Here is a 25,497-nt window from a genome sequence, read left to right on the forward strand (position 1 = left end):
CACTGCTGTGTGACTGATCAGAGAGGCAGAGTTATGACGCAAGCAGTTGTCACTCGTCGTGATGGTGATGTGTTTCAAGCGCGAATGTTCTGGCTTTATGCCGCCCGCTTGCTCGACGAAGGAGGCCCAATCATCCGCGTGGGTTTCGAGTCCGGGTTGAAAGGGTTCGACGATATTTGGGTTGAATATGATCCTCGTCGCGCGCCTCAAGATCATCGAGGCAACTCGGTTCATATTGAACGAATGCAATGTAAGTGGCACGCGATCCCTGGCTCGTTTACTCATGGGGATCTAGTACGACCCGATTACATCAATGCGACTACCACCTCTATGCTGCAGCGTGCTCTCGCTGCGCATCGACATGACATGGCCAATGAGTGCACGTCTAGGCTGGTTTTAGTCACCAACCACATGGCAGATCTAGCTGATGCCTTGGCGAAATGCATTCGCTCAAAGTCCCTAAATCTCGATGTGGATAAGCTGTTTCAAGGAACAACTGAGCGTAGTGCGACTGGGAGCTTGCGTAAGCTGTGGCGCGACCACCTCGGTGTAGAAGAAGAGGAGCTACGGGCACTTTGTAATCGTCTGGCTTTCCACCTGACCCGCGACTCGTTGGATGGGTTGCGCGATCTTTTGGACAGCGCATGTCGTGCGAATGGGTTGGTTAGGCCTGAGCCGAACGCGAGCGTCACTGTCTACGACGGAAATATCTTCGAATGGGTCGGGCAACGCAGAGCTGTGTTCGACCGATCAGACTTTAAAGATAAGTGTGCGCAAGAAGGGTTACTGGCCGAAAAGCCGAAGGCAGCTCCACTGATATTTGGCGTGAAGTCGTTCGAGCACGCCCTCGATCGAATGGAGAGCCGCTGTGCTCAGGTGCTGAATTTGGTCCCAGAGTTTGATGAGCGGACGATACGAGATGAGAGCTCCTGGAGAGATTCGCTTCTGCCCAAGCTCCGAGAGTTTTTATTGAATGTGCCCTCCGAAGATGGGCGTATCCGTCTGGCGATCGAGGCTCATGCCACTCTGGCTTTTGCGGCTGGAGCTGTACTCGATGCTAAATCTGGAAGGCTGACAGAATTAGAGCAGCGCTCGCCTGTCATGAAGATTTGGGCGCCAGATGACGAGACCCTGAGCAGTGCGTCCAACGGGTGGGTATTCTCTGAGCACGAACTAGATCCCGATGGTAGCGGCACAGTCTGTGCGGTCAGTTTGACTCGTGAGACGGAAGGTTCGGTACGGCAATTTCTTGAGGAGAACCCGGGGCACTTCCGTCGTCTGCTGGTAGCGACTTTGGTGGGGGGGGCCTCGCCACGAGCTCTTACGTCAGGAGCTCATGCAAACCACCTAGCCGAGCAGCTAGCCACGAAAATCGCAGCCGATCGAGCGGTCGACTTAGCGGCGAGGCGTGAGCGCTATCACCTGTTCATTTCGGCACCTAATGCTTTCACGTTTTATCTTGGAAGGCAGGCACCACTACTTAAGCCACTGACGTTGTACGAATTCGATTTTGATTTCCAGGCCGATGGATCTTATCGGCCATCGCTGTCGTATCCAGAGATAACTTCAGCCACTAGTTAGGGAGGCGGCTTAACTGCAGCTTCAGCAATCTATGGCCGCGGATAGCACAGTACGCGACACCATAAGCTCCAGAGGAATGAATGTATGCATATGACCGGGCTTGAGCGATTGGCGCGAAGCATGATTGCGTTAGGTATAGATATTCAGCAGTTCCTCTTTGTAAACGGAGCTGCGACCTTTGATTGCCTTTTCTCGATGAGAGGAGACTTCGAGTTGACGATGACGTCTCGTGGCGAAAACCCTAAATTCTTTCAGTTTCAGGTCACGGACAATTTCCACATGTCCGCCTACCTGGGTGATCTCTTCCAAGATCTGATGAGCGTGCTCAAGACCCATGGCATGTCCACAAATGAATTTAAATCTTCAGATTTTTTCCAGGCACTTAATGCAGCTGTGCCGCACGAGGCAAGCCCGGATAGGGCACCGACCCCGCAGCAAATCTTGACCCTTCGTCATGATCTTGAGGAGAGAGATCGGCCATTCTTCGATGCCTGGATCTACTGGGGGCCGGATAGGGGACCAACTGCGTCCAATCTTAAGAAGACCCTAATAGTCTTTGGGCCTGATGCAATGCAGTTCAGCCTAAGGAACCGAGCCTCTTCTAGATGGAGCGCTAATGACCTTGGCCGCGCCTGGCAGGGCTAGACCAAGACGAACCTAGCAGCAATGAGGCTAGGTTGCGTCATTAGTGAGCGTGGCTCGAAAGCGCTCGAACAGACTTTATTACTACGCGTTAGAGCGTTTTTCTGAATTCCTAGCAAATCGAACAGACTTTCAATAATTTCCTTACGGGCTGGAAGGCCCGGGTTTGGGCACACGACAGAACAGACTTTATTCCTGATTATCACCGTGGCAGGCCTCCAGCCACGGGCGCCGTGGGCCGTGCACAGCCGCCGGGACTGGATCACATCCCGTTCAATGGCGGTTGACCCGAGGGGAGCGTCATCTTCTAATCCGCCCCTCGATCTTGAACATGGACTGTTTATGCCCTCCGCCGAAGCGCCCTCGGCACCTGCTGCCGCTCCCTCCCAGCCATTGCCTGACACCGCTCGCCGGCAGAAGCGCGCCGGCTTGCTGACCCTCAGCCTCATGGGGGCCACGCCCCTCGTCCTGCTGGCCTGGGACCCGATGTACCGCGACGTGCAGGTCTTCGACAGCCTGGCGGTCTGCGAGCAGGGCACCACCCTGACCGCCGAGCAATGCCTGCGGCTGCGCGACGAAGCGTTCCGGCGCACGGCCCTGATGGCCCCGGTCTACACCAGCTTCATGGCCTGTGAGCGCGACTTCATCCGTATCAGTGGCAACTGCAAGGTCGGTGACTGGTGCGCGGCCGACGCCGTGCAGAGCTGCACACAGGGCGACGACGGCCTGGCCCGCCCCCAGCCGGTGGCGTTCCTGGTCAGCGATGCCTTGATCAGACGCCTGCGCAGTGGCGAACCGGACGATTGGAGCGAGATCGGCCTCGATGAGTTGCAGCCGGTCTTCGGCATGAGCGAAGACACCCTCTATGGCAGCGGCACCTACGTCAGTGGCCATTACGGTGGCTACTACGGCAGTGGTGGCCGCAACCTGCACCTGTTCACCGGCCAGGGCCAGTACCTGGGGGATCAGCGTACCCGCCAGGCCAGCGTGCATCGCAGCCAGTTGCAGGCGTCCGGTTATGCCCAGCAGTTCCAGAGCGGGCAATTGCCGACGCGCCTCCAAGGCGTTGCCAGCCGCGGCGGGTTCGGCGCGACGGCCCGCAGCAGCCTGGCCATGGCCAGCGGGTAACCGATCATGTGGATACGGATTGGCCTAGTGCTTGGTTGCCTCTTCGGCAACTCGATCGCCCAGGCAGCGGGTCTGGATAGCAGCATTGGCGAGGCCGATGCACGTCTCGAGGAGCTGCGTCGGCTCATCGCCGAAAAGCCCGACCGGCTGCGGGTGCGCCTGCCGAACAGTCGCGAATGGCAGAGCCTGGAATCCCTCGGTCTTGCCCCTACCTGCCGGGCGCCCGTGCTGGTGCGTCTTGCGGCCCCTTTGCGGGCGTTTACGCAGTGCGGCGGCATAGAGGTGACCGAGGAAGGCGTGAGGTGGATGACGACCTCGATCTTCTGGACCCATGACCGTACCTGGGAGCATGGGCGGATGCTGCACATGCAGGTCAGGAGTTTCGCCCGTCAGAGCAGACCCACCGATGACGTCGACCTGCGCGCCGAGTCGCCACTGGTCAAGGCCCTGGTGGACGCCAGGCCGGTCGAACTGGAAAAGCTCGCCGAGCTCTGGGCGACCCTGCGCCAGCAACCGTTGCCGGCCCGACCGGATGGCCAGTGGGGGGCCAGCGAGTCCTGGCCCACCGGCCTGCTGGCGTTGCATACCGATGGGCGGATCAAGCTGGCCGGCTCGAACCTGGCGGGCTTGCATGCCTGGCAGGCCTGGTGGGCGAGCCAGCCTCGGACCGAGAACGTCACTGCGTTGGTGGGGGTCGACCTGCAGCTGGGAGGCAAGTCCCCGGCCTTGCAGTTGGGCGAGTTCACGCTGGGCCAGACGCCCTTTGCGGTGGTGGTGTTGCCGGCTGACCAGCAGCCCCGCGATGAGCCTGCGCTGTGGCGTGATGACAGTTGGCAATTGCTGATGGTGCGCACCGATGGCAAATGAATACCTGAAAGCAACCCTGGTGACCGAAAATGGCGGCCCGCTCGACGTGTCGGAGCCTCGCATCGTGCGCGTCGACTCGGCCAGCGGCAGTGCCATGCTGGTCGGCGCCACCCATGGGTTGACCCTGATGCTGGGCTGTATGACGCCGCTGGTGATCGGCCTGATGTTCGCCGCGCAGCTGGCCTGTGACCTGCCGCCCTGGCCCGTGGGCAACTACGAGCTGACGTTGCTGGTCTGGACCGTCCTCTGGTTGGCTTTCCTGGGTTACAGCCTGTGTTGCGGCAGCTACGTGGAGACCTACCTGTTCAACCCGCAGCAGCGGCGGCTGTGGCACCTGAACAGTGGTGAGGTGCTCGACCTGAAGGCGCTGGCCGAGCTGGCACGCGCCCGCCAGAAGCCAGCGGATGCCGCCGCGACCGACGCGTCACCGCAGGAGCGCCTGTTGCCCATGGCCGCCGAGCGACTGTTGGGGATCAACTGGCAACGGCTGCAAAAGCTTCAGCCCTACCGACCCAGCCCATTGCGCGCCTACCTGCGCAGCTTCTGGGCCGTGGACGCCTGGTGGATCGCGGGGGTAACGGTGGGCACCTGCCTGCTGGTCATCCTGCTGATCGTTGGCTCGCTCGCCGGCCTGCTCCTTGCTGCAATGGCGCTGGCTGCCGCCTGGCTGGCCAGCGCCCTGGCCGGTTTCTGCCTGCAGCATCAGGCACTGAGGCGGGCCGAGGCCCTGCTGCGCGGGCGTTCAATCGAGGATGTAGTGCGGAACAAAGCGTGAGCTGTCCTGGGTGATGGCGCTGCGGTCTTCGCGAATGCCCATGCCCACGGGCCGGCCACCGACCAGCCAGCTGCCGATGATGGGGTGCTCCCCACCCATGCAGGGCGGCGGACACCAGCTCTGCAGAATCGCCGGCCCCTGCTCGTAGGGGCCGGGCGTCGCCAGCTCCACACCGCCCTCGCTTTCCACCTGGATGTTCGCCCCCTCGCGGGAGAAGAACGGCTTGCGCACCCAGCGCGGGCCCAGCAGGGCCGCATCCGGCTCATCGGCGAAGCAGGCCGGGATCAGGTTGGGGTGGCCGCGATGGCGCTGCCAGAGCAGCGGCAAGATCGCCTTGTTCGATAGCAGGGTCTTCCAGACGGGCTCGATGAAGCGCGTCCGGCTCCGGGCCAGATGGTGGGCGAAGTCCTCCTCCAGCAGCCACTCCCAGGGGTAGAGCTTGAACAGCTGGATCAGCGGCTGGTCGTGCAGGTCGACGAAGCCCTTGCCGGGCACATGGCCGATGTCGTCGATGTACAGCAGATGGGGCTGCAGGCCGGCCTGGTTGGCACAGTCGGCCAGGTAGGTGACGGTGCCCTCGTCCTCGATGTGGTCGCGGCAGCAGGCCAGGTGGAAGGGCTCACCCGCCAGGCCGATGCGCTGCAGGCGCTCGACCAGCGCATCCTGAATGAGGTTGTACTGGTCGGCTCGCTCCGGCAGCACGCCGCGCTCGCGGCACTGCTCCAGCCAGACCCACTGGAAGAAGGCCGCCTCGTAGAGGCCGGTCGGGGTGTCGGCGTTGTACTCGTAGAAACGCGCAGGGCCCTGGCCGTCGTAGGTCAGGTCCATGCGCCCGTACAGCGCCGGCTCGCGTGTACGCCAGCTGTCGCGGATCAGCGTCCAGTGCGCCTCGGGCACCGCCATGCGCCGCAGCAGGGCTTCGCTCTCCACCGCGTCTTCCACCAGGGCCAGGCACATGGCCTCCAGCTCGGCGCTGGGTGCCTCGATGTCGTCCTCGATCTGCCGCAGGCTGAAGCGGTAGCAGACGCTTTCATCCCAGTAGGGTTCGCCGCCGATGGAGTGGAAGTGGAAGCCGAGCGTCGAGGCTTGCTCGCACCAGTCGTGGCGCGGCGCGATGGTGTGCCGATGCATGAAACGTCCGTGTTGGCCTGGAAAATGGGTCGCCATTCTAGCGACCCGCCAGGGCCTTGGTTGTTGATCGAGGCGGCAACCCGGTGAGGGCGTCGTTCTTAGCCAGCCGCCGGGAAGCGCAGGCGGAACTCCGTAGGGCCGGCCGGTTCGCTGCTTACCTCCACCGAGCCCCGGTGCAGGCTCATGATCGAACGCACGATGGCCAGGCCCAGGCCGGTGCCGCCGTCCGCCCGGGCGCGGCCGGGGTCGACCCGATAGAAGCGCTCGAACAGGTGGGGCAGGTGCTGCGGGGGAATGCCCGGGCCCGGGTTGCGCACCGCCATCACCAGGCTGTCGCCTTCCCGGCGGGCCTCCAGGTGGATGCAACTGCGCGGCGGGCTGTGGCGGATGGCGTTGGACAGCAGGTTGGACAGCGCCCGCTGCACCATCAGCCGGTCCCCCAGCACCTGGCCTTCGCCCTCCACCACCAGCACCTGCTGCTTGTCGTCGGCGGGCAGGGTGAACAGGTCGGCCACCCGGCGCGCCTCGGCGCCGAGATCCAGCGGGGTCATGGGCACCAGCGCCGCCGGGTGGCTGACCTGGGCCAGGAAGAGCATGTCGGTGACGATCCGCGCCAGGCGCTCCAGCTCCTCGGTGCAGCACTCCAGCACCGCCTTGTAGACCTCCGGCGGGCGCTCGCGGGAGAGGGTCACCTGGGCCTGGCCCATCAGGTTGCTGATGGGCGAACGCAGCTCATGGGCCAGGTCGTCGGAGAACTGCGCCAGCTGCTGCACGCCGCCGTCCAGGCGGTGCAGCATCAGGTTGATGGATTGCGCCAGCTCCCCCAGCTCCCGGGGCAGCGACGCCACGGGCAGGCGGTGGGAGAGGTCCTCGGTGGAGACCTTCGCCGCCACCCGGCGGAAGCGTGCCAGCGGCGCCAGGCCGCGCTGCACCACCAGCCAGGCGCCGCAGCCGATCAGCAACAGCACCAGCGGCAGCGTCGCCAGCGCCGAGCGCAGGTAGGCCGCCAGCAGGGCGCGGTCGCTGCGCCGGTCCAGGTTGAGGAACAGGCGCACCGCCTGGCCGTCGGGCAGCACCAGCTCGCGGTAGGCCGCCAGCACCTCGCTGCCGTCCTCCAGGTACAGGGTGCGGTAGCGCACCTCCGGGCCCGCCGGCAGGTCCCGCAGGCGTTCCGACAGCGGCAGGCGCCCCAGCTCCAGGCGCACCGGCCCGCCGGTGCGGGCATCGAACAGCGCCAGGCTGAGGTCGTCGTGGCCCTTGATCTGGTCGCCCACCACGTGGGGCCGCAGGCTGTTGCCCAGATCCAGCGCCAGGCTGTGCTCGATCTGCTTCAGCTTGCTCTCCAGGGCCTCGCGGGCGCGGGCATCCAGCGCCCCGTCCAGCCCATAGACGGCCAGCAGGGCCAGCACCACCACCAGCACGGCGCCCATCGCGCCGACCGCCAGCCCCAGCCGGACGGACAGGCTGGCCGGCTTCATCCGCGGTCTTCCAGCACGTAGCCGACGCCGCGCAGGGTGTGGATAAGTTTGTTCTCGAACGGGTCGTCGATCTTCGCCCGCAAGCGTCGGATGGAGACCTCCACCACGTTGGTGTCGCAGTCGAAGTTCATGTCCCACACCAGCGAGATGATCTGGGTGCGCGACAGCACCTCGCCGGCGCGGCGCATCAGCAGGTGCAGCAGGGCGAATTCCTTGGTGGTCAGGTCGATGCGCTGGCTGCCGCGGAAGGCCCGGTGGCGCCCCGGGTCCAGCTCCAGGTCGGCCACCCGCAGCACCTCCGGCACGGCGATCTGCTCGGCGCGCCGCAGCAGGCTGCGCACCCGTGCCAGCAGCTCGGGAAACTCGAAGGGCTTCACCAGGTAGTCGTCGGCACCCAGGTCCAGGCCCTTCACCTTGTCCGCCAGGCGGCCCCGGGCCGAGAGCATCAGCACCCGCGTGGCGGTGTCCTGGCGCAACTGGCCGAGCACGCCGAAGCCGTCGATCTGCGGCAGGTTCACATCGAGGATGACCAGATCGTACTGGTGCTGGCGGGCCAGGTGCAGGCCGTCGACGCCGGTATGGGCAGCGTCCACCACATAACCGCTTTCGCTCAGGCCCTGGTAGAGGTAATCGGCTGTCTTGGGCTCATCCTCGACAATAAGGATCCGCATGGGAATTCATCCTGCATATAGAAGGAAAAGTGCCCGGCTCATTGTTCGAACAAGAGGGCAGCGATAAATAAGTCAATTAAGAAAAACGACCGGAAAGTTGCGCAGGCTAAACCCTGTAGTCACTTCAAGGTCAAGCGATCAGACCCGCCAGCGCCGCCTGCCACGAGGCTTTCAGCGCGGCGTAAGGCCTGTGGATAACACCGGTAGTTGTTTCAAGTTGCTACGGAAGTTGCCCGGAAGTTGTTCGGGGCGGTGCGATGCTAAACCAGATAAGTGCCCCCGGAACGGGCATTACATATTTGTAATCCGTGCGTCACCCTGGGGATAAGTGCCCCGCCCTAGAGTCCCCGGCGTTATCGGATCAACCCCTGGAAGTTGCCAGGCGTTGATCGCTTCCAAGACGCAGAGGACTTCCACCGTGTACCGACCCAAGCCCCCCAAGCGCCTGCGCCCGAGCCTGGCCGTCCTGGCCCTGTGCCTGGCGTTGCCGCCCTTCGCCACGGCCGCCGAGCTGGACTTCGCCACCGCCCTCGCCACCGCCTACCAGGGCAACCCCGAACTGGCGGCCGCCAGCCAGGGGCCGGGCATCGCCGCCGGCGAACGCCGCCAGGCCGCGCTGCTGCCCAACCCGGAACTCTCCTGGGAGATGGAGGACACCCGCAGCGCCACCCGCACCACCAGCGTCAGCCTGGCCCAGCCCCTCGAACTGGGCGGCAAGCGCGGTGCCCGTGTCACCTACGCCGAGCGCGGCCAGGCCCTGGCCGAGCTGACCCTGGAGCAGCGCCGCAATGCCTTGCGCGCCGACACCCTGCTGGCCTTCCAGGCGGCCCTGCGTGCCCAGGCGCGCAGCGAGCTGGCCGACGCCTCCCTGGCCCTGGCCGAGCGCGGCCTGACGGTGGCCCAGGCGCGCATCCGCGCCGGCAAGGCCGCCCCCATGGAAGCACTGCGGGCCCAGGTCCAGCAGGACGAGCTGACCCTGGAGCGCGACCGTGCCCGCACCGAGCAGCGCCAGGCCTACCAGCGCCTCGCCACGCTCATGGGCGAGCCACGGCCCGGCTTCGAGCGGGTCGCCGGGCGCCTCGGTCCGTTGCCGTCCCCCCCGGCCGAAGCCCGCCTGCTGGCCCGCCTGGGTGACACCGCCGACCTGCGCCTGGCGCTGGCCGACGTGGCGCGGGAAGAGGCCGGCCTGGACCTGGAGAAGGCCCGGCGCTACCCCGACGTCACCGTCAGCATCGGCAGCCAGTACAGCGCCGAGGACCGCCAGCGGGTGAACCTGGTGGGGGTGTCGCTGCCGCTGCCGCTATTCGACCGCAACCAGGGCAACGTGCTCTCCGCCAGCCGCCGCGCCGACCAGGCCCGCGACCTGCGCAACGCCACCGAGTTGCGCCTGCGCGGCGACGTGGCCATGGCCCTGGAGCAATGGCGCCGTGCCCAGGCCGCCATCGACGCCCACGACCGCAGCATCCTGCCGGCTGCTCAGCAGGCGGTGGACAGCGCCACCCGTGGCTTCCGCATGGGCAAGCTGGCCTTCCTCGACGTGCTCGACGCCCAGCGCACACTGATCGACGCGCGCAACCGCTACCTGCAGGCCATGGCCGAGGCCACCGAGGCCTGGGCCAGCCTGGAGCGCCTCTACGGCGACCTGTCGGGCCTCGACGGCCCGGCCTGAAGCATGCCCCGTCGCCACCCCTGGCTCGGCCTGCTGGTGCTGGTGGCGGGCTGCGGCTACGCCCCCGGCGTACCCAGCGAGCCCGACGGCCACTGGTGCCGCCACGACCTCTACCGCGCCTTGCACATCATCGTTTCCCTTCGAGAGGACACCCCATGGACATGAAACGAGGCCTCGCCCTCGGCCTGCTGCTCGCCCTCGGCCTGGGCGCGGGCGCCACCCTGCTGCCGGCCATCGGCAGCCCGTCGCCCCAGGCCACCGACGACCCGCCGCCCTCGGCCCATGCCGACGAGGAGGGCGGCGACCACGATGAGGAGGAGGGCGCCATCGCCCTCAGCCCCGCGCAGATCCAGGCCGCCGGCATCGAGCTGGTGAAGGCCGCTCCCCGCGCCCTCAGCCAGCGCCTGGCCCTGCCCGGCGAGATCCGCCTGGACGAGGACCGCACCGCCCACCTGTTCCCCCGTGCCGCCGGCGTGGTCGAGCAGGTCAGCGTCGGCCTCGGCCAGGCGGTGCAGAAGGGCGACCTGCTGGCGGTGATCGCCAGCCCCCAGGTGTCCGAGCAGCGCAGCGAACTGGCCGCCGCCGAACGCCGCGTGCGCCTGGCCCGCACCACCTTCGAGCGCGAGCGCCAGCTGTGGCAGGAAGGCATCTCCGCCGAGCAGGACTACCTGCTGGCGCGCCAGGCCCTGGATGAGGCCGAGATCGCCCTGGGCAACGCCCGGCAGAAGGTCAGCGCCCTCAGTGGCAGCCTCGCCCAGGGCGGTGGCAACCGCTACGAGCTGCGCGCGCCCTTCGCCGGCATGGTGGTGGAGAAGCACCTGGTGCCCGGCGAGGTGGTGAACGAGAGCAGTGCCGCCTTCACCCTCTCCGACCTGTCCCGCGTCTGGGCCACCTTCAGCGTCTCGCCCCGTGACCTGGCACGGGTCCGCGTGGGCCGCCCGGTCACCGTCAGCGCCCGCGACCTGGGGGCGGAAGTGGCCGGCTCGGTGGCCTACGTCGGCAGCCTGCTGGGTGAGCAGAGCCGCACCGCCACCGCCCGCGCCACCCTGGAGAACCCGGAACTGGCCTGGCGCCCGGGGCTGTTCGTCAGCGTGCAGCTGGCCACCGACACCCGCGAGGTGCCCGTCGCCGTGCCCGAGGCCGCCGTGCAGACGGTGGAGGACCGCAGCGTGGTGTTCGTCCGCACCGACACCGGCTTCGCTACCCGCCCGGTGACCCTGGGGGCCCGCGACCAGGGCTTCGTGGAGGTGAGCGACGGGCTGGAGGCGGGGGTCGAGCTGGCCGCCGCCGGCAGCTTCACCCTCAAGTCCGAGCTGGGCAAGGCCAGCGCCGACCACGCCCACTGACGAGTAGCCACCATGTTCGAACGCATTCTCCGCTTCGCCATCGAGCAGCGCCTGCTGGTGATGCTCGCCGTGCTGGCGATGGCCGGCCTGGGCATCGCCAGTTACCAGAAACTGCCCATCGACGCCGTCCCCGACATCACCAACGTCCAGGTGCAGATCAACACTGCCGCGCCCGGCTCTTCGCCCCTGGAGACCGAGCAGCGCATCACCTTCCCCATCGAGACCGCCATGGCCGGCCTGCCGCACCTGAAGCAGACCCGCTCGCTGTCCCGCTCCGGGCTGTCCCAGGTCACCGTCACCTTCGAAGACGGCACCGACCTGTACTTCGCCCGGCAACTGGTCAACGAGCGCCTGCAGACGGCCCGCGAGCAATTGCCCGAAGGCGCCGAGGCGGTCATGGGGCCGATCTCCACCGGCCTCGGCGAAATCTTCCTGTGGACGGTGGAAGCCGAGGAGGGCGCCCTCAAGGCCGACGGCACGCCCTACAGCGCCACCGACCTGCGGGTGATCCAGGACTGGATCATCAAGCCGCAGCTGCGCACCGTGCCCGGCGTCGCCGAGATCAACACCATCGGCGGCCACGCCAAGCTGTTCCAGGTCGCTCCCGATCCGGCGCGCCTGGCCGCCTACCGCATCACCCTGGCGGACCTGGTCACCGCCCTGGAGCGCAACAACGCCAACGTCGGCGCCGGCTTCATCGAGCGCAACGGCGAACAGCTGACCATCCGTGCCCCCGGCCAGCTGGAGGGCATCGAGGACATCGCCGCCATCGTCGTCACCCAGCGCGAGGGCACGCCCATCCGCGTGCGCGACGTGGCGCGGGTGGCCATCGGCGAGGAGCTGCGCAGCGGCGCCGCCACCGAGAACGGCCGCGAGGTGGTGCTGGGCACCGTGTTCATGCTCATCGGCGAGAACAGCCGCAGCGTCTCCCAGGCGGTGGCCGAGCGCCTGGAGAGCGTCAACCGCAGCCTGCCCGCCGGCGTGGTGGCGGTGCCGGTGTACGACCGCACCCACCTGGTGGACAAGGCCATCGCCACGGTGAAGAAGAACCTGATCGAGGGCGCCATCCTGGTGGTGGCTGTGCTCTTCCTGTTCCTCGGCAACATCCGTGCGGCGCTGATCACCGCCCTGGTGATCCCGCTGTCGATGCTCTTCACCTTCACCGGCATGTTCGCCAACAAGGTCAGCGCCAACCTGATGAGCCTGGGCGCGCTGGACTTCGGCATCATCGTCGACGGCGCGGTGGTGATCGTGGAGAACGCCATCCGCCGCCTGGCCCACGCCCAGCAGCGCCATGGCCGCCTGCTGACCCGCAGCGAGCGCCTGCACGAGGTGTTCGCCGCCTCCCGCGAGGCGCGCCGGGCCCTGGTGTTCGGCCAGCTGATCATCATGGTGGTGTACCTGCCGATCTTCGCCCTCACCGGGGTCGAGGGGAAAATGTTCCACCCCATGGCCTTCACCGTGGTGATCGCCCTGTTCGGCGCGATGATCCTCTCGGTCACCTTCGTCCCGGCGGCCATCGCCCTGTTCATCACCGGCCGCGTGCGCGAGGAAGAGAACGCCGTGATGCGTGCCGCCCGGCGCGGCTACGCCCCGGTGCTGGCCTGGGTGATGCGCCGGCGCAACCTGGCCTTCGCCCTGGCGGCCGCCAGCGTGCTCGGTGCCGGCGTGCTGGCCAGCCGCATGGGCAGCGAGTTCGTCCCCAGCCTCAGCGAGGGTGATTTCGCCCTGCAGGCCCTGCGCGTGCCCGGCACCGGCCTCGGCCAGTCGCTGGACATGCAGCAGCGCCTGGAACGCGCCCTGGTGGCGCAGGTGCCGGAGGTGCTGCGGGTGTTCGCCCGCACCGGCACCGCCGAGATCGCCTCCGACCCGATGCCGCCGAACATCTCCGACGCCTACGTGATGCTGCGCCCGCGCGAGCAATGGCCGGACCCGGGCAAGAGCCGCGAGGCGCTGGTGGCCGAGATCCAGCAGGTGGCGGCCGGCGTGCCGGGGAGCAACTACGAGCTGTCGCAGCCGATCCAGCTGCGCTTCAACGAGCTGATCTCCGGGGTGCGCAGCGACGTGGCGGTGAAGGTCTTCGGGGACGACATGGACGTGCTCGGCAGCACCGCCCAGCGCATCGCCACGACCCTGCAGCAGGTGCCCGGTGCCTCCGAGGTGAAGGTGGAGCAGACCTCCGGGCTGCCGGTGCTCACCGTCAACATCGACCGCGACAAGGCCGCGCGCTACGGCCTCAACGTCGGCGACGTGCAGGACACCCTGGCCATGGCCGTCGGTGGTCGCCAGGCCGGCACCCTGTTCGAGGGTGACCGCCGCTTCGACCTGGTGGTGCGCCTCGACGAGGGGCTGCGCACCGACCCGCAGGGCCTGTCGCGCCTGCTGCTGCCGCTGCCCGGCGGCGCGGCGGACGGCATCGCCTTCATCCCCCTGGGGGACGTGGCCACCCTCGACCTGGAGCTGGGGCCGAACCAGGTCAGCCGCGAGAACGGCAAGCGCCTGGTGGTGGTGAGCGCCAACGTGCGCGGCCGCGACATCGGCTCCTTCGTGGCCGAGGCCGAGGCGCGCATCCAGGCCGAAGTGCAGGTGCCGGCCGGCTACTGGACCACCTGGGGCGGCCAGTTCGAACAGCTGCAATCGGCCGCGCGGCGCCTGCAGGTGGTGGTGCCGGTGGCGCTGCTGCTGGTCTTCACCCTGCTGTTCATGATGTTCAACAACGTCAAGGACGGCCTGCTGGTGTTCACCGGCATCCCCTTTGCCCTCACCGGAGGGGTGCTGGCGCTGTGGCTGCGGGACATCCCCCTGTCGATCTCCGCCGGGGTCGGCTTCATCGCCCTGTCCGGGGTGGCGGTGCTCAATGGCCTGGTGATGCTGGCGTTCATCCGCAACCTGCGGGAGGAGGGGCGTTCGCTGGTGGATGCGGTGAACGAAGGGGCGCTGACCCGGCTGCGGCCGGTGCTGATGACGGCCCTGGTGGCCTCCCTCGGTTTCGTGCCCATGGCGCTGGCCACCGGCACCGGGGCGGAGGTGCAGCGGCCGCTGGCCACCGTGGTGATCGGCGGCATCCTTTCGTCCACGGCGCTGACGCTGCTGGTGCTGCCGGCGCTCTACCTGCGTGCGCACCAGCGCGACGAGGAAGAGGACGAAGCCGACGAGCGCGGCTGACCCGGGCGGCGCCACCCGAGTTCGCGGGTGGCGCCGGTGGTGTCAGTCGGCGCTGACCAGCTGGGTTTCCCAGCCGTCGTAGCGGCCACCGTGGTCCTCGGCCAGGTGGAACAGCGGCAGGGTGACGCTGTCGATCTCGGCGAAGGAGGGCAGGTCCTTGCGCCACAGGTGCACGCTGTACTGCCCGTCTTCGTTGGCCGCGATCGGCACCCGCAGCGAGAAGCCCAGGGCCTGGGCGCGGTTGGCGAAGGCCTGGGCGTCGCCGGCCTCGGCGAATTCGGCCCAGTGGTCGATGTCACGCGGGGTGTCGAGGCGGTCGCCGTTCTGTTCCAGGGTCTGGCAGACCCGGCGGTTCTGGATGCACTGGTGGTCGATGGCGCTGGGGTACAGGTACTCCAGGTAGGTCGACCAGCCCGGGTCGGGGTTGCTGCCGGCCTCGAAGCGGTAGTCCGGGAAGCCCCGGAACGCCTCGGCCACGCGGGCTTCCCAGCCTTGCGGGTGGGCGGTGTAGAAGAAGAAGTCGCGGCAGCCGTTGGTGGTGCAACGCCCGACGTAGGCGTGGTCGGCATCCTCCAGTTTCGGCAGCACGGCGTCCTCCAGCGCGATCAGCGCGTCGTACTCCTCGTTGCTCGACAGGCCGTCGCCCCGTGGCGCGTTCATCTCCACGCGCACATAGGCCATGGCCGGCAGGCGCTCGATCGGCGCCTCTTCCACGGCACCCAGGTCGACAAACAGCGATGCCGGGCGGTCATCCACCCGGGCGAAATAGAAATCCCAGTTCTCGGTCATCAGTCTCCCTCCCTGTTGGGGTGGCGAGACTGTAGCGGGTTTGCCGGGGCAAGAAGCGGACCTGGCGCACGGCGGGCCGTGGCGTGGCAATCGGTCGCTGGAGAGAGGAGGGAGAGGATTTGCGACCGGACGGCCACAAAAAAAGGCGCCCATCCGGGGCGCCTCAGGGTCCACCCCATCCAAAGGAGCGGAAGCGGGAGGTGGACGTATTGCCTGGGGAAATCAGTTGTTGGCGCGTTCGGCGCCCCTGGCCTCGGCCTTGTCGGCGTCGCGCTGGGCGGTGAGTGTCTGGCTGTCGTCGGCCGGGCGGGCGAGCTGGGCATCGCGGGCGGCCTGGACCATCTGCTGGGCGCGTTCCGAGCCGTCTTCGGCGAGGGCGGCGGTGGCGTTCAGGCCAAGCAGGGCGATCAGGAGAAGACTGGCTTTCATGGGGGTAACCTCGTTCATCTTTCGGGATTGGCGTCGAACCACGAGGCCCATGCTAAGGAGCGGAAGCTAACAGGACGGTGAGGCGCGGATTACATCTTTGATATCCGGGCCGACCCCCGTGGGCCGGCCCGGACGGCCCGTCAGAGTACGTTCAGCGGGTACTCGACGATCAGGCGCACCTCGTCCAGGTCCGACTCGAAGTCGGTGGCGCGGGTGGTGGCCTGGCGCAGGCGCAGGGACAGGTCCTTCAGCGAGCCGCTCTGCACCACGTAGCGGGCCTCGATGTCGCGCTCCCAGCGCTTCTGGTCCACCAGCGGGTCGCCGTTGCCGTCGCGGCGCATGTAGGTGCTGTTGGCGTGGGAGTAGTCCGCGTCGGTGCCGCGGGCGTAGCGGGTCATGAAGCTCAGGCCCGGCACGCCGTAGGCGGCCATGTCCAGGTCGTAGCGGAGCATCCAGGAGCGCTCCTTCGGCGAGTTGAAGTCGCTGTACTGGATGGAGTTGTCGAGGAAGATCGAGTCGGACTGGCGCAGGTAGTCGAAGTCGTCGTCACCGGTGTTGCGCTGGTGCGACAGCGCCAGGGTGTGGGCGCCGTAGCGCACGCCGACCTTGCCGCTGTAGATGGTGTTGTCGAACGTGCCCAGCAGGCGGCGCCCTTCGTCGGTGGCCTTGTACAGGTTGAGGCCGCCGATCAGGGCCAGGTCCTCGCCCAGCGGGTACTCCAGCTGGAGGCCGGCGTAGTGCTGGTTCCAGGCGTCCTTGAGGCGGCTGCTGTAGAGGCTCAGGCCCAGGTACTCGTTCACCTGGTAGTCACCGCCCAGGTAGGCCACCCAGGGGGCGTCCACGCGGCCGGCGTAGAAGGTGGCGAAGTTGCCGCGCATGCCGCTTTCCTGGGGCTGGCTCATGGCGTGCAGGCGCCCGGCCTGGACCTTCAGGCCCTCCAGGCTGGTGTTTTCCAGGGTCACGCCACGGAAGCTCTCCGGCAGCAGGCGGGCGTCGCCGTAGTGCACCACCGGGGTGGTGGGGAACACGTCGCCGGCCTTGAGCACGGTGTCGAAGGCCCGCACCTTCAGGGCGCCGCCGGTCTTGGAGTAGCGGTCCTCGGCCTCGCCCCGGCTGTTCACCGGCAGCAGGTTGACGCTGCCGCCCGGGCCGTAGCGGCCGTCGCCGGTGTCCAGCTTCAGGCCGAGCATGGCGAAGGCGTCGATGCCGACCCCTACCGTGCCTTCGGTGAAGCCGGACTGGAAGGTGGCGATCACACCGTGGGCCCAGGCTTCGGTGTAGCCGTTGTCGGTGGGGCTGGACTGGCCGTGGCGGAAGTCCCGGTTCATGTAGAAGTTGCGGTTGAGGACGGTGAGGCTGCTGCCTTCGATGAAGCCTTCGGGCTTCTGCTCAGCGGCCTGCAGGGGTGTGCTGGCGGCGAGGGCGACGAAGAGGGCCAGAGGGGCCCGTGCGGATTGGATCATCGGATGCTCCTGTTCGTGTATGGCAGGTCGTGGAGGCCATGTCGTTGTTGTTATCGAACACGCCGACGCTCACGCGGGCGGCGCGCGGCGGGGCTATCGTGGCAAGCGCCGGATAACCCGGAGATGAGGCGCTGATTACAATTCCGTAATCCGCCCGCCATGGGGACAGGGGCAGCCGGGGGCCTCAGGCCGGGCGCAATGCCACGGCCTGGGAGCGGGAAGGGCAGTTGGAGGGGGCCGGGCGGGGAAGGGGGCTCAGGTCCAGAGCCAGTGGATTTCCGCCACGGCGTCGTGGGCGTGCAGGCTCTCCTCGTGCTCCACACGCACCTTGAATGCAGCCAGGTCCGGCAGCGCCCGCAGGGGCTCGGCCAGGCGCCGCGCGGCGTCCTCGCAGAACATCAGGTTGTGGCCATTGGCCAGCGCAAAGGCCTGCTCGTCGGCGCGCTTCACGGCAGTCTGCAGCGCCGTGCCCAGGGCGGCTTCGCAGCGGTCCACCAGCTCGATCCAGTCCGGCGCCTGAAGCGGGTCCGCCGGGCGCAGCCACAGCCGCGCCTTGCTGCGCTGGCTGTGGGGCGTGGCGGGCATGGCCGCTTCGCTGCCCAGCCATTCATGCAGGGCTTCCCAGGTGGGTGCCTGCCCGGCGAAGCGTTCGCTGAAGGCACGCTGGGTCATCTGCCGTGACAGCGCCGCCGAGCACGGGCAGGTGGAGGAGTAGCCCAGTTCCAGCATGAGTTCCACGTGAAACCCCCGTGGATCCAGGCTCAGCGCGATTTCGAAGGGGTAGGCCTTGTGCCCCGACAGCGGGCTGACCAGCGCCGGACGCTTGAGCAGCAGCTCACCGGCCACCCGCAGGTGTGCCGAGAGGGACAGGCCCTGGTGGCTGTCGAGGAAGTGCTGCAGCAGCGCCTGCAGGGCGGTGAGGGTCAGCTCCTCGCCGGCCAGGGCCTCCAGCGCCAGGTACAGCCGCGACATGTGGATGCCGCGTACGCCTGGGGTGTCGAGGCTGACGCTGGCTTCCACCCGCGCCTGCACGGCTTGCCCGGCCACCTGCAACGGCAAGCGGATGCCGGCCATGCCGACGCGGTCCAGCGGGGCGAGGGTGGCCTGGGTCTGGCTGGCCACGTCGGGCAGGGAGAGGTCGTTCATCGTCGGGCTCGGCTTGCGGGGAATTCGATATGTTATGTTATAACACTTGAAAATCAAGCCACCCTTGCCGAAGCCATGCACCTCATCACCAGCGAAGACGACCTGCTCAGCCAACCGGACGAGCAGTACATGGACGACGCCCAGCAAGCCTTCTTCCAGCGCCTGCTGGAGGCCCAGCGGGACGACCTGCGTACGCGCATCGACAACGAGATGAACGAGCTGCGGGAGATCGAGCCCGCCAGCGACGAGGTCGACGTGGCCGCCCGCGAAGAGCAGCGCCAGTGGCAACTGCGCCGCCTGGAACGGGAAAAGAAGCTGCTGGACAAGATCGACAGCGCCCTGGACCGCCTCGCCCGTGGCGAGTACGGCTGGTGCCGGGAGACCGGCGAGCCGATCGGCCTGCGCCGCCTGCTGCTGCGGCCCACCGCCGAGCTGTGCATCGAGGCCAAGGAGCGCGAAGAGCGTCGCGAACGGCACCTGCGCGACGCCTGAACTCATAACCGTGCCCTGAAGAGGATTCCGCCATGCAAGAGCGTCTTCCCGTCACCGTGCTGTCCGGCTTCCTGGGAGCCGGCAAGAGCACCCTGCTCAACCAGATCCTGAAGAACCGCGAGCACCTGCGGGTCGCCGTGATCGTCAACGACATGAGCGAGATCAACATCGACGGCAGCGAGGTCCAGCGCGACGTCAGCCTCAACCGGGGCGAAGAGCGCCTGGTGGAGATGAGCAACGGCTGCATCTGCTGCACCCTGCGCGAGGACCTGCTGGAAGAGGTCGGCCGGCTGGCCCGCGAAGGCCGCTTCGACTACCTGCTGATCGAGTCCACCGGCATCTCCGAACCCTTGCCGGTGGCCGAGACCTTCACCTTCCTCGACGAGGACGGGCGCGGCCTGTCCGACGTCGCCCGCCTCGACACCCTGGTCACCGTGGTGGACGGGGTGAACTTCCTGCGCGACTTCCACCAGGCCGAGAGCCTGGCCAGCCGTGGCGAAACCCTGGGGGAGGACGACGAGCGCGCCATCACCGACCTGCTGATCGACCAGGTGGAGTTCGCCGACGTCATCCTCATCAGCAAGATCGACCTCATCAGCCAGGCCGAGCGCGAGGAGCTGACCGCCATCCTCCAGCGGCTCAACACCGAGGCGGAGATCCTGCCCATGAGCATGGGCCGCGTGCCGCTGGACAAGGTGCTCAACACCGGCCGCTTCGACTTCGAGCGGGCCGCCCGCGCGCCGGGCTGGCTCAAGGAGCTGCGCGGCGAACACCAGCCGGAGACCGAAGCCTACGGCATCGCCTCCAGCGCCTACCGGGCGCGGCGGCCGTTCCACCCCGAGCGCTTCCACGCCTTCCTCAACCGCGAATGGCGCAACGGCCGCCTGCTGCGCTCCAAGGGCTTCTTCTGGCTGGCCAGCGCCTGGCGCGAGGCCGGCAGTTGGTCCCAGGCCGGCGGCCTGATGCGCTACGGCCATGCCGGGCGCTGGTGGCGCTTCATCCCGCGCGAGCAGTGGCCCCAGGACGAAGAAGGGCTGGAAGCGATCTTCAAGCACTGGGATCCGCAGGTGGGCGACTGCCGCCAGGAACTGGTGTTCATCGGCCAGGGCATCGACTTCGAGCGCCTGCATGCCGAGCTGGACGACTGCCTGCTGGACGATGCCGAGATGGCCCAGGGCGTCGAAGGCTGGTCGCGCCTGCCCGATCCCTTCGGCGGCCTGGTCGGGGAGGCGGCGTGATGGAAGCCCTGGCCCTGCCCCCGCCGCCCCGGGCGGCCATCGGCGACAACCCGGCGGTGCTGGGCGAAGCCCTGCGGGACGAGGTCAACCTCGCCGTCTGGGAGCGCCAGCTGCCCCTGCACATCAGCGACTACGCCCGCTGCCTGCTGGGGCTCGGGGAACCCTTGAGCGAGTCCCTGACCCTGGAACTGCCGGACCCGGAGGCGCCCCTCGACCTGAGCAACCTGGCCCGGCGCTTCGCCGACATCGACGGCCATGCCGGCTTCCTCGCCGACGTGGCCTGGCTGGTGCGCGCCTTCGCCTGCCTGCTGGATGCCCGGCGCATCGGCCTGCGCCTGCGGCGCCTGGACCGCGCCATGTGCCCGCGCTACCACGTCGACCACGTGCCCCTGCGGCTGATCACCACCTACGCCGGTGCCGGCAGCCACTGGCTGCAGGAAGGCCAGATGCCCCGCAGCCGCCTGGGCGACCCCGCCGCCGAGCCCGCGGCCGTACCCGCCGGGCAGACCCTGGCGGCCGGCCATGTGGCGTTGTTCAAGGGCGAGAAGTGGCTGGGTAACGAGGGGCGAGGGGTTATCCACAGGTCGCCGGACGTCCTTCCGGGCGAGGCGCGGCTGCTGCTGACGCTGGATTGGCTGGCCTGAGCGGCAGGTGTGGTTGTGCTCGATGGGGTTCGCACCGCTCACCCCATCCTACGGGCTGGGGCGGCGGGCCTGCCGGTGCTTATCCACAGGTCAAAAAAAGGGCCACCCGAAGGTGGCCCTGCATCACCGAGGCCCTGCCGGCTGAGCCGGCATGGGCGAGGTACCCGGGGCTATTTCACCGCCTGGCTGTTACCGGCTGATGACGACGGGCTTTCCCAGGTGCCTTTGCCCTGGCCCTCGCAGAACGGCTTGAGGTAGCGCGCGTCGCTGGCGACGCCGTAGTAGTAGAGGTCCTGGCGGTAGGCGATGTTGCTGACCTGACTGTTGCGGCAGACGCCGAAGGCCCCTTCGGGGCACTGCTCGGCGTAGCTCACCTCCACCTTTTGGCCCGGCATCTCCGGCTTGCAGAAGCCGTCGCGGAACAACTGGGAGGGAATGCTGCGGTTGGCCTGGCAGACCTTCACGTCCAGCCGGTCGCTCTGGCTGTGGACAATGCAGGCTTCCGCCAGGGCCTGGGACGAGGCGAGCAGCAGCAGGGGCAGCAGGAACACACGCATGAAGCACCGACCGGGATCGTTGAGATGCGCGACTCTATCACGCCTTCAGGACACCTCTAAAAACTACCTGCGTTGTCATCGCAGCGTTAAAAACAGGCTCAATATGCTCATTTACCGCGCGTAAACTGCGCTTTTCGCCTGTTTTTGCCTTGCGCTGACGGCCTCGCCTACGTTTTTAAAGGCGTCCTGTTATTCATAGACTGTGACACCGCACCATGGCACCCATGCTGACCCACATCCCCACCCACCTGGTGGCCGGCCCTCTCGGTGCCGGCAAGACCAGCCTGATCCGCCACCTGCTGGCCCAACGCCCCGTGGGCGAACGCTGGGCGGTGCTTATCAACGAATTCGGCCAGGTCGGCCTGGATGCCGCGCTGCTGGAAACCGGCGAGGACGGTATCAGCCTGGCCGAGGTGGCCGGCGGCTGCCTCTGCTGCGTCAACGGCGCGCCCTTCCAGGTCGGGCTCGGGCGCCTGTTGCGCAAGGCGCGGCCGGACCGGCTGTTCATCGAACCGTCCGGGCTGGGCCACCCGGCGGAGTTGCGTCGGCAGCTCGTTGCGGCGCCCTGGACCGTGGTGTTGGCCCTGCAGCCCACCCTGGTGGTGCTGGATGCCCAGGCCCTGGCCCGTGGCGAGCCGCTGCCCGCCAGCCAGCAGGCGGCACTGGAAGATGCCGGGCTGCTGGTGCTGAACAAGGCCGAGGGCCTGCAAGCCGACGTTCGACAGCGTATCGCCCAGGCCCTGCCGGCGGTGCCCCAGTGTTGGACCGAACAGGGCCAGCTTCCGCTGGAACGCCTGCCCGGCCTGGCGGCGCGCGCCGGCGCGGCTGTGGATAACCTCGCGCTGCCCAGTGCCCCGCCGTCTTTGCCGACCCTGTGGACAGACCCCACCCGGCCCGTATGCCAGGCCGGCGGTCAGGGGGACGGCTGGAGCATCGGCTGGCGCTGGCACCCGTCCCAGCGCTTCGACCCGGAGCACCTGGCCGCCTGGCTCCAGGGCCTGGACTGGCGCCGCGCCAAGCTGGTTATCCACAGCGCGCAAGGCTGGGTCTCGGCCAACGTCCTGGACGGCGCCCCGCTGCACTGGCGCCCCAGTGAGTGGCGGCGGGATTCGCGGCTGGAGCTGATCTTCAGCGAGCCGCAGGAGGAGGCCGCCCTCTCGGCGGGGCTGGAGGCCTGTCGGTTGCGGGAGTGATGCCTCTCCAGCACTTGAGAGGGAGTTAGGCTGATTATCGAGTTCTGCTGGTGTTTTCTGTTTCGCCCTCCCGGGCGAGCCCCTTTTGGCAGTCGCCCCAAAAGGAGCCAAAAAGGCTTGCCCCTGCATACGGCCCGACTACGTCGGGTCCCCTCGCTACATCGTCGTTCCAGGGGCACGCGCTGACGGGCCATCCCTGGCCCGGCAGCGCTCTCGCGACATCCATGTCGCTCAACCCCTTCCACGACGATTCCGCTCGGCCTCCTGAAGGGGCACTGTCCCCGCCCAACCTCTCAAGCCAAGCACTGGTTCTATGTGCGCCCGGACGTAGAGCGCGAGGCGTGCAGAAACGAAAACGGGCCCTTGCGGGCCCGTCTGCGGAATAAAACGGCTACGGCAAACCGCAGCCAGGGCCAGGGCGGCCCAAGGGAATCAGTCGTCGTTCATGCGCGAGTGGGTGCGGGTGTCCTTCATGAACAGGTACACCATCAGCGAGCAGGCGATGCAGGCGGTCACGTACCAGTAGAAGCCGCTCTCCATGCCGATGCTCTTGAACCACAGCGCGATGTACTCGGCGGTGCCGCCGAAGATGGACACGGTCAGCGCGTAGGGCAGGCCCACGCCCAGGGCGCGGATCTCGGTGGGGAACAGCTCGGCCTTCACCACGGCGTTGATCGAGGTGTAGCCGCTGACGATCACCAGCGCCGCCATGATCAGGAAGAACGCGCCCCACCAGGTCTCGATGGTGTGCAGGGTGCTGAGGATCGGGTAGGTGAACAGGGTGCCCAGCACGCCGAAGGCGATCAGGATCGGGCGCCGGCCGATCTTGTCCGAGAGCGCGCCGACGATGGGCTGCAGCAGCATGAACAGGAACAGCGTGGCGGCCGAGATCATGGTCGAGTCGTCCTTGCTCATGCCCACGGTGTTGACCAGGTACTTCTGCATGTAGGTGGTGTAGGTGTAGAAGGCCAGGGTCCCGCCCATGGTCAGGCCGACCACGGTCAGCACTTCCTTGGGGTGGCGCATCAGGGTGCGCAGCAGGCTTTCCTTGGGCTTGTCCTTCTTCTGGGTGAAGGAGTCGGTCTCCTCCATGCCGCGACGCAGGAACATCGCCACCACGGCGCAGGCCGCGCCGATGAAGAAGGGTACGCGCCAGCCCCAGCTGTCCAGCTGCTCGGTGGTCAGGGTCTGCTGCAGCACGATCAGCACCGCCAGGGCGATGAGCTGGCCGGAGATCAGCGTCACGTACTGGAAGCTGGAGTAGAAGCCGCGCTGTTCCTTGGTGGCCATCTCCGACAGGTAGGTGGCGGAGGTGCCGTATTCACCGCCCACCGAGAGGCCCTGCAGCAGGCGGGCGATCACCAGCAGGATGGGCGCGGCGATGCCGATGCTCTCGTAGCTGGGGGTCAGGGCGATGATCAGCGAGCCGAAGCACATCAGCAGCACCGAGGCCAGCAGGGCAGCCTTGCGGCCCTTGCGGTCGGCGTAGATGCCCATCAGCCAGCCGCCGATGGGGCGCATCAGGAAGCCCACGGCGAAGATCGCGGCGGTGTTCAGCAGCTGGGCGGTCAGGTCGCCCTGGGGGAAGAAGGCCTTGGCGAAGTACAGCGAGAAGGCGGCGTAGACGTACCAGTCGTACCACTCCACCAGGTTGCCCACCGAGCCGCTGAAGATCGACTTGATGCGCTGGGATGTGGTGCGGGTTGCTGCTGAGGCAGTCAGGGTGCTGGAGCTTTCCATCGTGGTTCCTCGAGTCGTTGTTGTTGTGTGCACGGACTGGCCGGGCTTGGACAGGCGCCATAGCAGGACCTGTGCCAGGGGCCGGAGACCGCGCCGTTGCTGGGGTTCGGCTCGATGGAGGGGCATCGCTGCGCGGAATCCCGCCGATGCCGGAACGGGCAATGAGCGGGTTCTTGCCGAGTGCCCGGTGCTGGCGTGCGCATGCCTTCGGCATGGCTTCCGGGCACCGCGCCGCACATGGAAAGTGCCAGGGGCAGGTGTTCATCCCCGATTCCGGTGGAGCACAGCGTGGACAAGCTGTGGGCAGCTTCCCGTGTGCCCCGTCATCCGTGGCTTTCAGGCATTCGATCAGGATTTGAACAGGGCAGGGCCTGTGGATGGGCTTCCGCCCTGTGGGCGACTGTCCTCAAATAGCGTGGATGAGCCTGTGGAAAAGCTGTAGCCACCCCGCCAGAGGCCAGGCTGTACGCTGCCTGTGGAGGGTTGATCACTTAATGTCCAACGGGATAAGTGAGCGGATACGGCCTGTTGGGTATCGTCCCCAATTCCCGTGGACGGTACTGTGCCCAAGCTGTGGATAGATCGAAAAAGCCCAGTATCAATGGGCCTTTCATACGTTCGTACAGTTTCTGATCAGTAGCTGGGCCCTGCCATGCACCGGTTCTCCGCGGCTGTGAACTGTGGACAAAACCGCTGCATGATCCACACCTGTCCCCAAACGCCGGGGATGAGCCTGTGGACAAGCTGTAGCCAGACCGTCGGAGGCCTGATTTGGCGGGGCTTCTGGCGTTTAGATCGTTTTTTGATCGATGCGCGGGCACTCCAGTCGTGTGGAAAAGGCCTGCGCCGGTGGCCTTGCTGTCCACATTGCCCCCAGTATCCGGGGAAGACCCTGTGGAAAAACTGTACGCACCTGCCTGTTACCCACTGTTGGCGGGCTGTTCAGCCGATTGATCATTAATTGAGCCCTTGCTGGCCGGACGGTGCAGGCATCTGGCGTGTGCCGGACAGGCCGGGCCGGAGCGGCAGTCGGCCTGTCAGAAGGGGCGTTCTCCCTGCTATCCACACCGTCCCCAATAACGGTGGAAGGGCCTGTGTACAAGCTGTCTGTACCTCTCTGAAGGCCAGGGATTGCAAGGCCTCCAAGGGTTTGTACGAATTCTGAGCGATGGCCCGGGCGCACCGCAAGCAGCGGTGGTGTTTGCCTGTTCATCACGCTATCAACAGTCCCCAGATCAGGTGGAACAGCCTGTTGATAAGCTGTGCTCAATCGCTTGCAGGCCTTTATTCATAAGGCTTTCATCGATCTGATCGCGTATTGACCAGGGGTGCGAGGACGATTGGATGCACACA

Annotated in this window: 22 protein-coding genes; 13 read left to right on the forward strand and 9 right to left on the reverse strand. The window is 67.0% G+C overall.

What is annotated here, in order from left to right; all coding sequences use genetic code 11:
- The first annotated feature begins 33 nt into the window (after positions 1-33).
- The 5 genes from FBY21_RS20550 (at position 34) to FBY21_RS20570 (ending at position 4,993) form a co-directional block, all read left to right on the forward strand.
- Entirely contained in the window at positions 34-1,581 is a 1,548-nt protein-coding gene (locus tag FBY21_RS20550; protein ID WP_142013301.1) for an SAVED domain-containing protein, read from the forward strand.
- 84 nt (positions 1,582-1,665) lie between these two features.
- Entirely contained in the window at positions 1,666-2,226 is a 561-nt protein-coding gene (locus FBY21_RS20555) for a DUF6037 family protein (RefSeq protein WP_142013303.1), read from the forward strand.
- 339 nt (positions 2,227-2,565) lie between these two features.
- Positions 2,566-3,351, forward strand: a complete 786-nt coding sequence (locus tag FBY21_RS20560) for a DUF1190 domain-containing protein (protein WP_160158614.1) — start codon at positions 2,566-2,568, stop codon at positions 3,349-3,351.
- 27 nt (positions 3,352-3,378) lie between these two features.
- Entirely contained in the window at positions 3,379-4,218 is an 840-nt protein-coding gene (locus FBY21_RS20565) for a hypothetical protein (protein WP_142013308.1), read from the forward strand.
- Positions 4,208-4,993 (forward strand): hypothetical protein, encoded by a 786-nt coding sequence (locus FBY21_RS20570; protein WP_142013310.1) that lies wholly within the window; start codon positions 4,208-4,210, stop codon positions 4,991-4,993. The genes FBY21_RS20565 and FBY21_RS20570 overlap by 11 nt, the downstream gene beginning before the upstream one ends.
- On the opposite strand, the gene FBY21_RS20575 is transcribed toward FBY21_RS20570, so the two are convergent.
- The 3 genes from FBY21_RS20575 to FBY21_RS20585 form a co-directional block, all read right to left on the reverse strand.
- On the reverse strand, positions 4,961-6,124 hold the full coding sequence (locus tag FBY21_RS20575) for a glutathionylspermidine synthase family protein (RefSeq protein ID WP_142013312.1): 1,164 nt from the start codon (positions 6,122-6,124) through the stop codon (positions 4,961-4,963). The genes FBY21_RS20570 and FBY21_RS20575 overlap by 33 nt on opposite strands.
- Before the next feature lie 98 nt (positions 6,125-6,222).
- On the reverse strand, positions 6,223-7,602 hold the full coding sequence (locus FBY21_RS20580) for a heavy metal sensor histidine kinase (RefSeq protein WP_142013315.1): 1,380 nt from the start codon (positions 7,600-7,602) through the stop codon (positions 6,223-6,225).
- Positions 7,599-8,273 carry a heavy metal response regulator transcription factor gene (locus tag FBY21_RS20585; protein WP_044409960.1) on the reverse strand — a complete coding sequence of 225 codons (675 nt, stop codon included), beginning with the start codon at positions 8,271-8,273 and terminating at the stop codon, positions 7,599-7,601. Before FBY21_RS20585 ends, FBY21_RS20580 begins: the two co-directional genes overlap by 4 nt.
- A 418-nt stretch (positions 8,274-8,691) precedes the next feature.
- On the opposite strand from FBY21_RS20585, the gene FBY21_RS20590 reads away from it, so the two are divergent.
- Genes FBY21_RS20590 through FBY21_RS20600 form a run of 4 tightly spaced genes read left to right on the forward strand, consistent with a single transcriptional unit; the run spans position 8,692 to position 14,453 of the window.
- A complete protein-coding gene (locus tag FBY21_RS20590) occupies positions 8,692-9,942 on the forward strand; it encodes a TolC family protein (protein WP_233473346.1) in 1,251 nt (416 codons plus the stop codon).
- A gap of 3 nt (positions 9,943-9,945) precedes the next feature.
- A complete protein-coding gene (locus FBY21_RS29460) occupies positions 9,946-10,107 on the forward strand; it encodes a hypothetical protein (protein ID WP_160158615.1) in 162 nt (53 codons plus the stop codon).
- Complete coding sequence (locus tag FBY21_RS20595) at positions 10,098-11,288, forward strand: efflux RND transporter periplasmic adaptor subunit (RefSeq protein ID WP_074969770.1); 1,191 nt, start codon at positions 10,098-10,100, stop codon at positions 11,286-11,288. Before FBY21_RS29460 ends, FBY21_RS20595 begins: the two co-directional genes overlap by 10 nt.
- Positions 11,289-11,300: 12 nt before the next feature.
- The gene (locus FBY21_RS20600) at positions 11,301-14,453 is read left to right on the forward strand and encodes an efflux RND transporter permease subunit (RefSeq protein WP_142013318.1); all 3,153 of its coding nucleotides are present in this window, start codon (positions 11,301-11,303) and stop codon (positions 14,451-14,453) included.
- 42 nt (positions 14,454-14,495) lie between these two features.
- On the opposite strand, the gene FBY21_RS20605 is transcribed toward FBY21_RS20600, so the two are convergent.
- The 4 genes from FBY21_RS20605 to folE2 all read right to left on the reverse strand — a co-directional run bounded on the left by FBY21_RS20605 (position 14,496) and on the right by folE2 (position 18,280).
- Positions 14,496-15,242 (reverse strand): DUF695 domain-containing protein, encoded by a 747-nt coding sequence (locus tag FBY21_RS20605; RefSeq protein ID WP_160158616.1) that lies wholly within the window; start codon positions 15,240-15,242, stop codon positions 14,496-14,498.
- Between the two features lie 222 nt (positions 15,243-15,464).
- The gene (locus tag FBY21_RS20610) at positions 15,465-15,671 is read right to left on the reverse strand and encodes a hypothetical protein (RefSeq protein ID WP_044409945.1); all 207 of its coding nucleotides are present in this window, start codon (positions 15,669-15,671) and stop codon (positions 15,465-15,467) included.
- Between the two features lie 140 nt (positions 15,672-15,811).
- Positions 15,812-17,134, reverse strand: a complete 1,323-nt coding sequence (locus tag FBY21_RS20615; protein WP_142013325.1) for an OprD family porin — start codon at positions 17,132-17,134, stop codon at positions 15,812-15,814.
- Between the two features lie 255 nt (positions 17,135-17,389).
- The gene (folE2, locus tag FBY21_RS20620; protein WP_074969762.1) at positions 17,390-18,280 is read right to left on the reverse strand and encodes a GTP cyclohydrolase FolE2; all 891 of its coding nucleotides are present in this window, start codon (positions 18,278-18,280) and stop codon (positions 17,390-17,392) included.
- 75 nt (positions 18,281-18,355) lie between these two features.
- Between folE2 and dksA the strand changes: the two genes are divergently transcribed.
- From dksA to FBY21_RS20635, 3 genes are read left to right on the forward strand one after another with little or no spacing between them, the layout of a single operon-like run.
- Positions 18,356-18,772 carry an RNA polymerase-binding protein DksA gene (dksA, locus tag FBY21_RS20625; RefSeq protein ID WP_074969760.1) on the forward strand — a complete coding sequence of 139 codons (417 nt, stop codon included), beginning with the start codon at positions 18,356-18,358 and terminating at the stop codon, positions 18,770-18,772.
- Between the two features lie 32 nt (positions 18,773-18,804).
- A complete protein-coding gene (zigA, locus tag FBY21_RS20630) occupies positions 18,805-20,010 on the forward strand; it encodes a zinc metallochaperone GTPase ZigA (protein WP_142013327.1) in 1,206 nt (401 codons plus the stop codon).
- Positions 20,010-20,654 (forward strand): DUF1826 domain-containing protein, encoded by a 645-nt coding sequence (locus FBY21_RS20635; RefSeq protein ID WP_142013329.1) that lies wholly within the window; start codon positions 20,010-20,012, stop codon positions 20,652-20,654. The genes zigA and FBY21_RS20635 overlap by 1 nt, the downstream gene beginning before the upstream one ends.
- A 170-nt stretch (positions 20,655-20,824) precedes the next feature.
- Here FBY21_RS20635 and FBY21_RS20640 read toward each other — a convergent pair whose 3' ends face one another.
- Positions 20,825-21,211, reverse strand: coding sequence for a hypothetical protein (locus tag FBY21_RS20640; protein ID WP_044409936.1), 387 nt, complete (start codon positions 21,209-21,211; stop codon positions 20,825-20,827).
- 224 nt (positions 21,212-21,435) lie between these two features.
- Here FBY21_RS20640 and FBY21_RS20645 point away from each other — a divergent pair, with 224 nt between their 5' ends.
- Complete coding sequence (locus tag FBY21_RS20645) at positions 21,436-22,404, forward strand: CobW family GTP-binding protein (RefSeq protein WP_142013331.1); 969 nt, start codon at positions 21,436-21,438, stop codon at positions 22,402-22,404.
- A gap of 432 nt (positions 22,405-22,836) precedes the next feature.
- Here FBY21_RS20645 and FBY21_RS20650 read toward each other — a convergent pair whose 3' ends face one another.
- The gene (locus tag FBY21_RS20650; RefSeq protein ID WP_044409934.1) at positions 22,837-24,144 is read right to left on the reverse strand and encodes an MFS transporter; all 1,308 of its coding nucleotides are present in this window, start codon (positions 24,142-24,144) and stop codon (positions 22,837-22,839) included.
- Between the last annotated feature and the right edge of the window lie 1,353 nt (positions 24,145-25,497).

This window comes from Pseudomonas sp. SLBN-26 (assembly GCF_006715895.1).
Classification (GTDB): Bacteria; Pseudomonadota; Gammaproteobacteria; order Pseudomonadales; family Pseudomonadaceae; genus Metapseudomonas; species Metapseudomonas otitidis.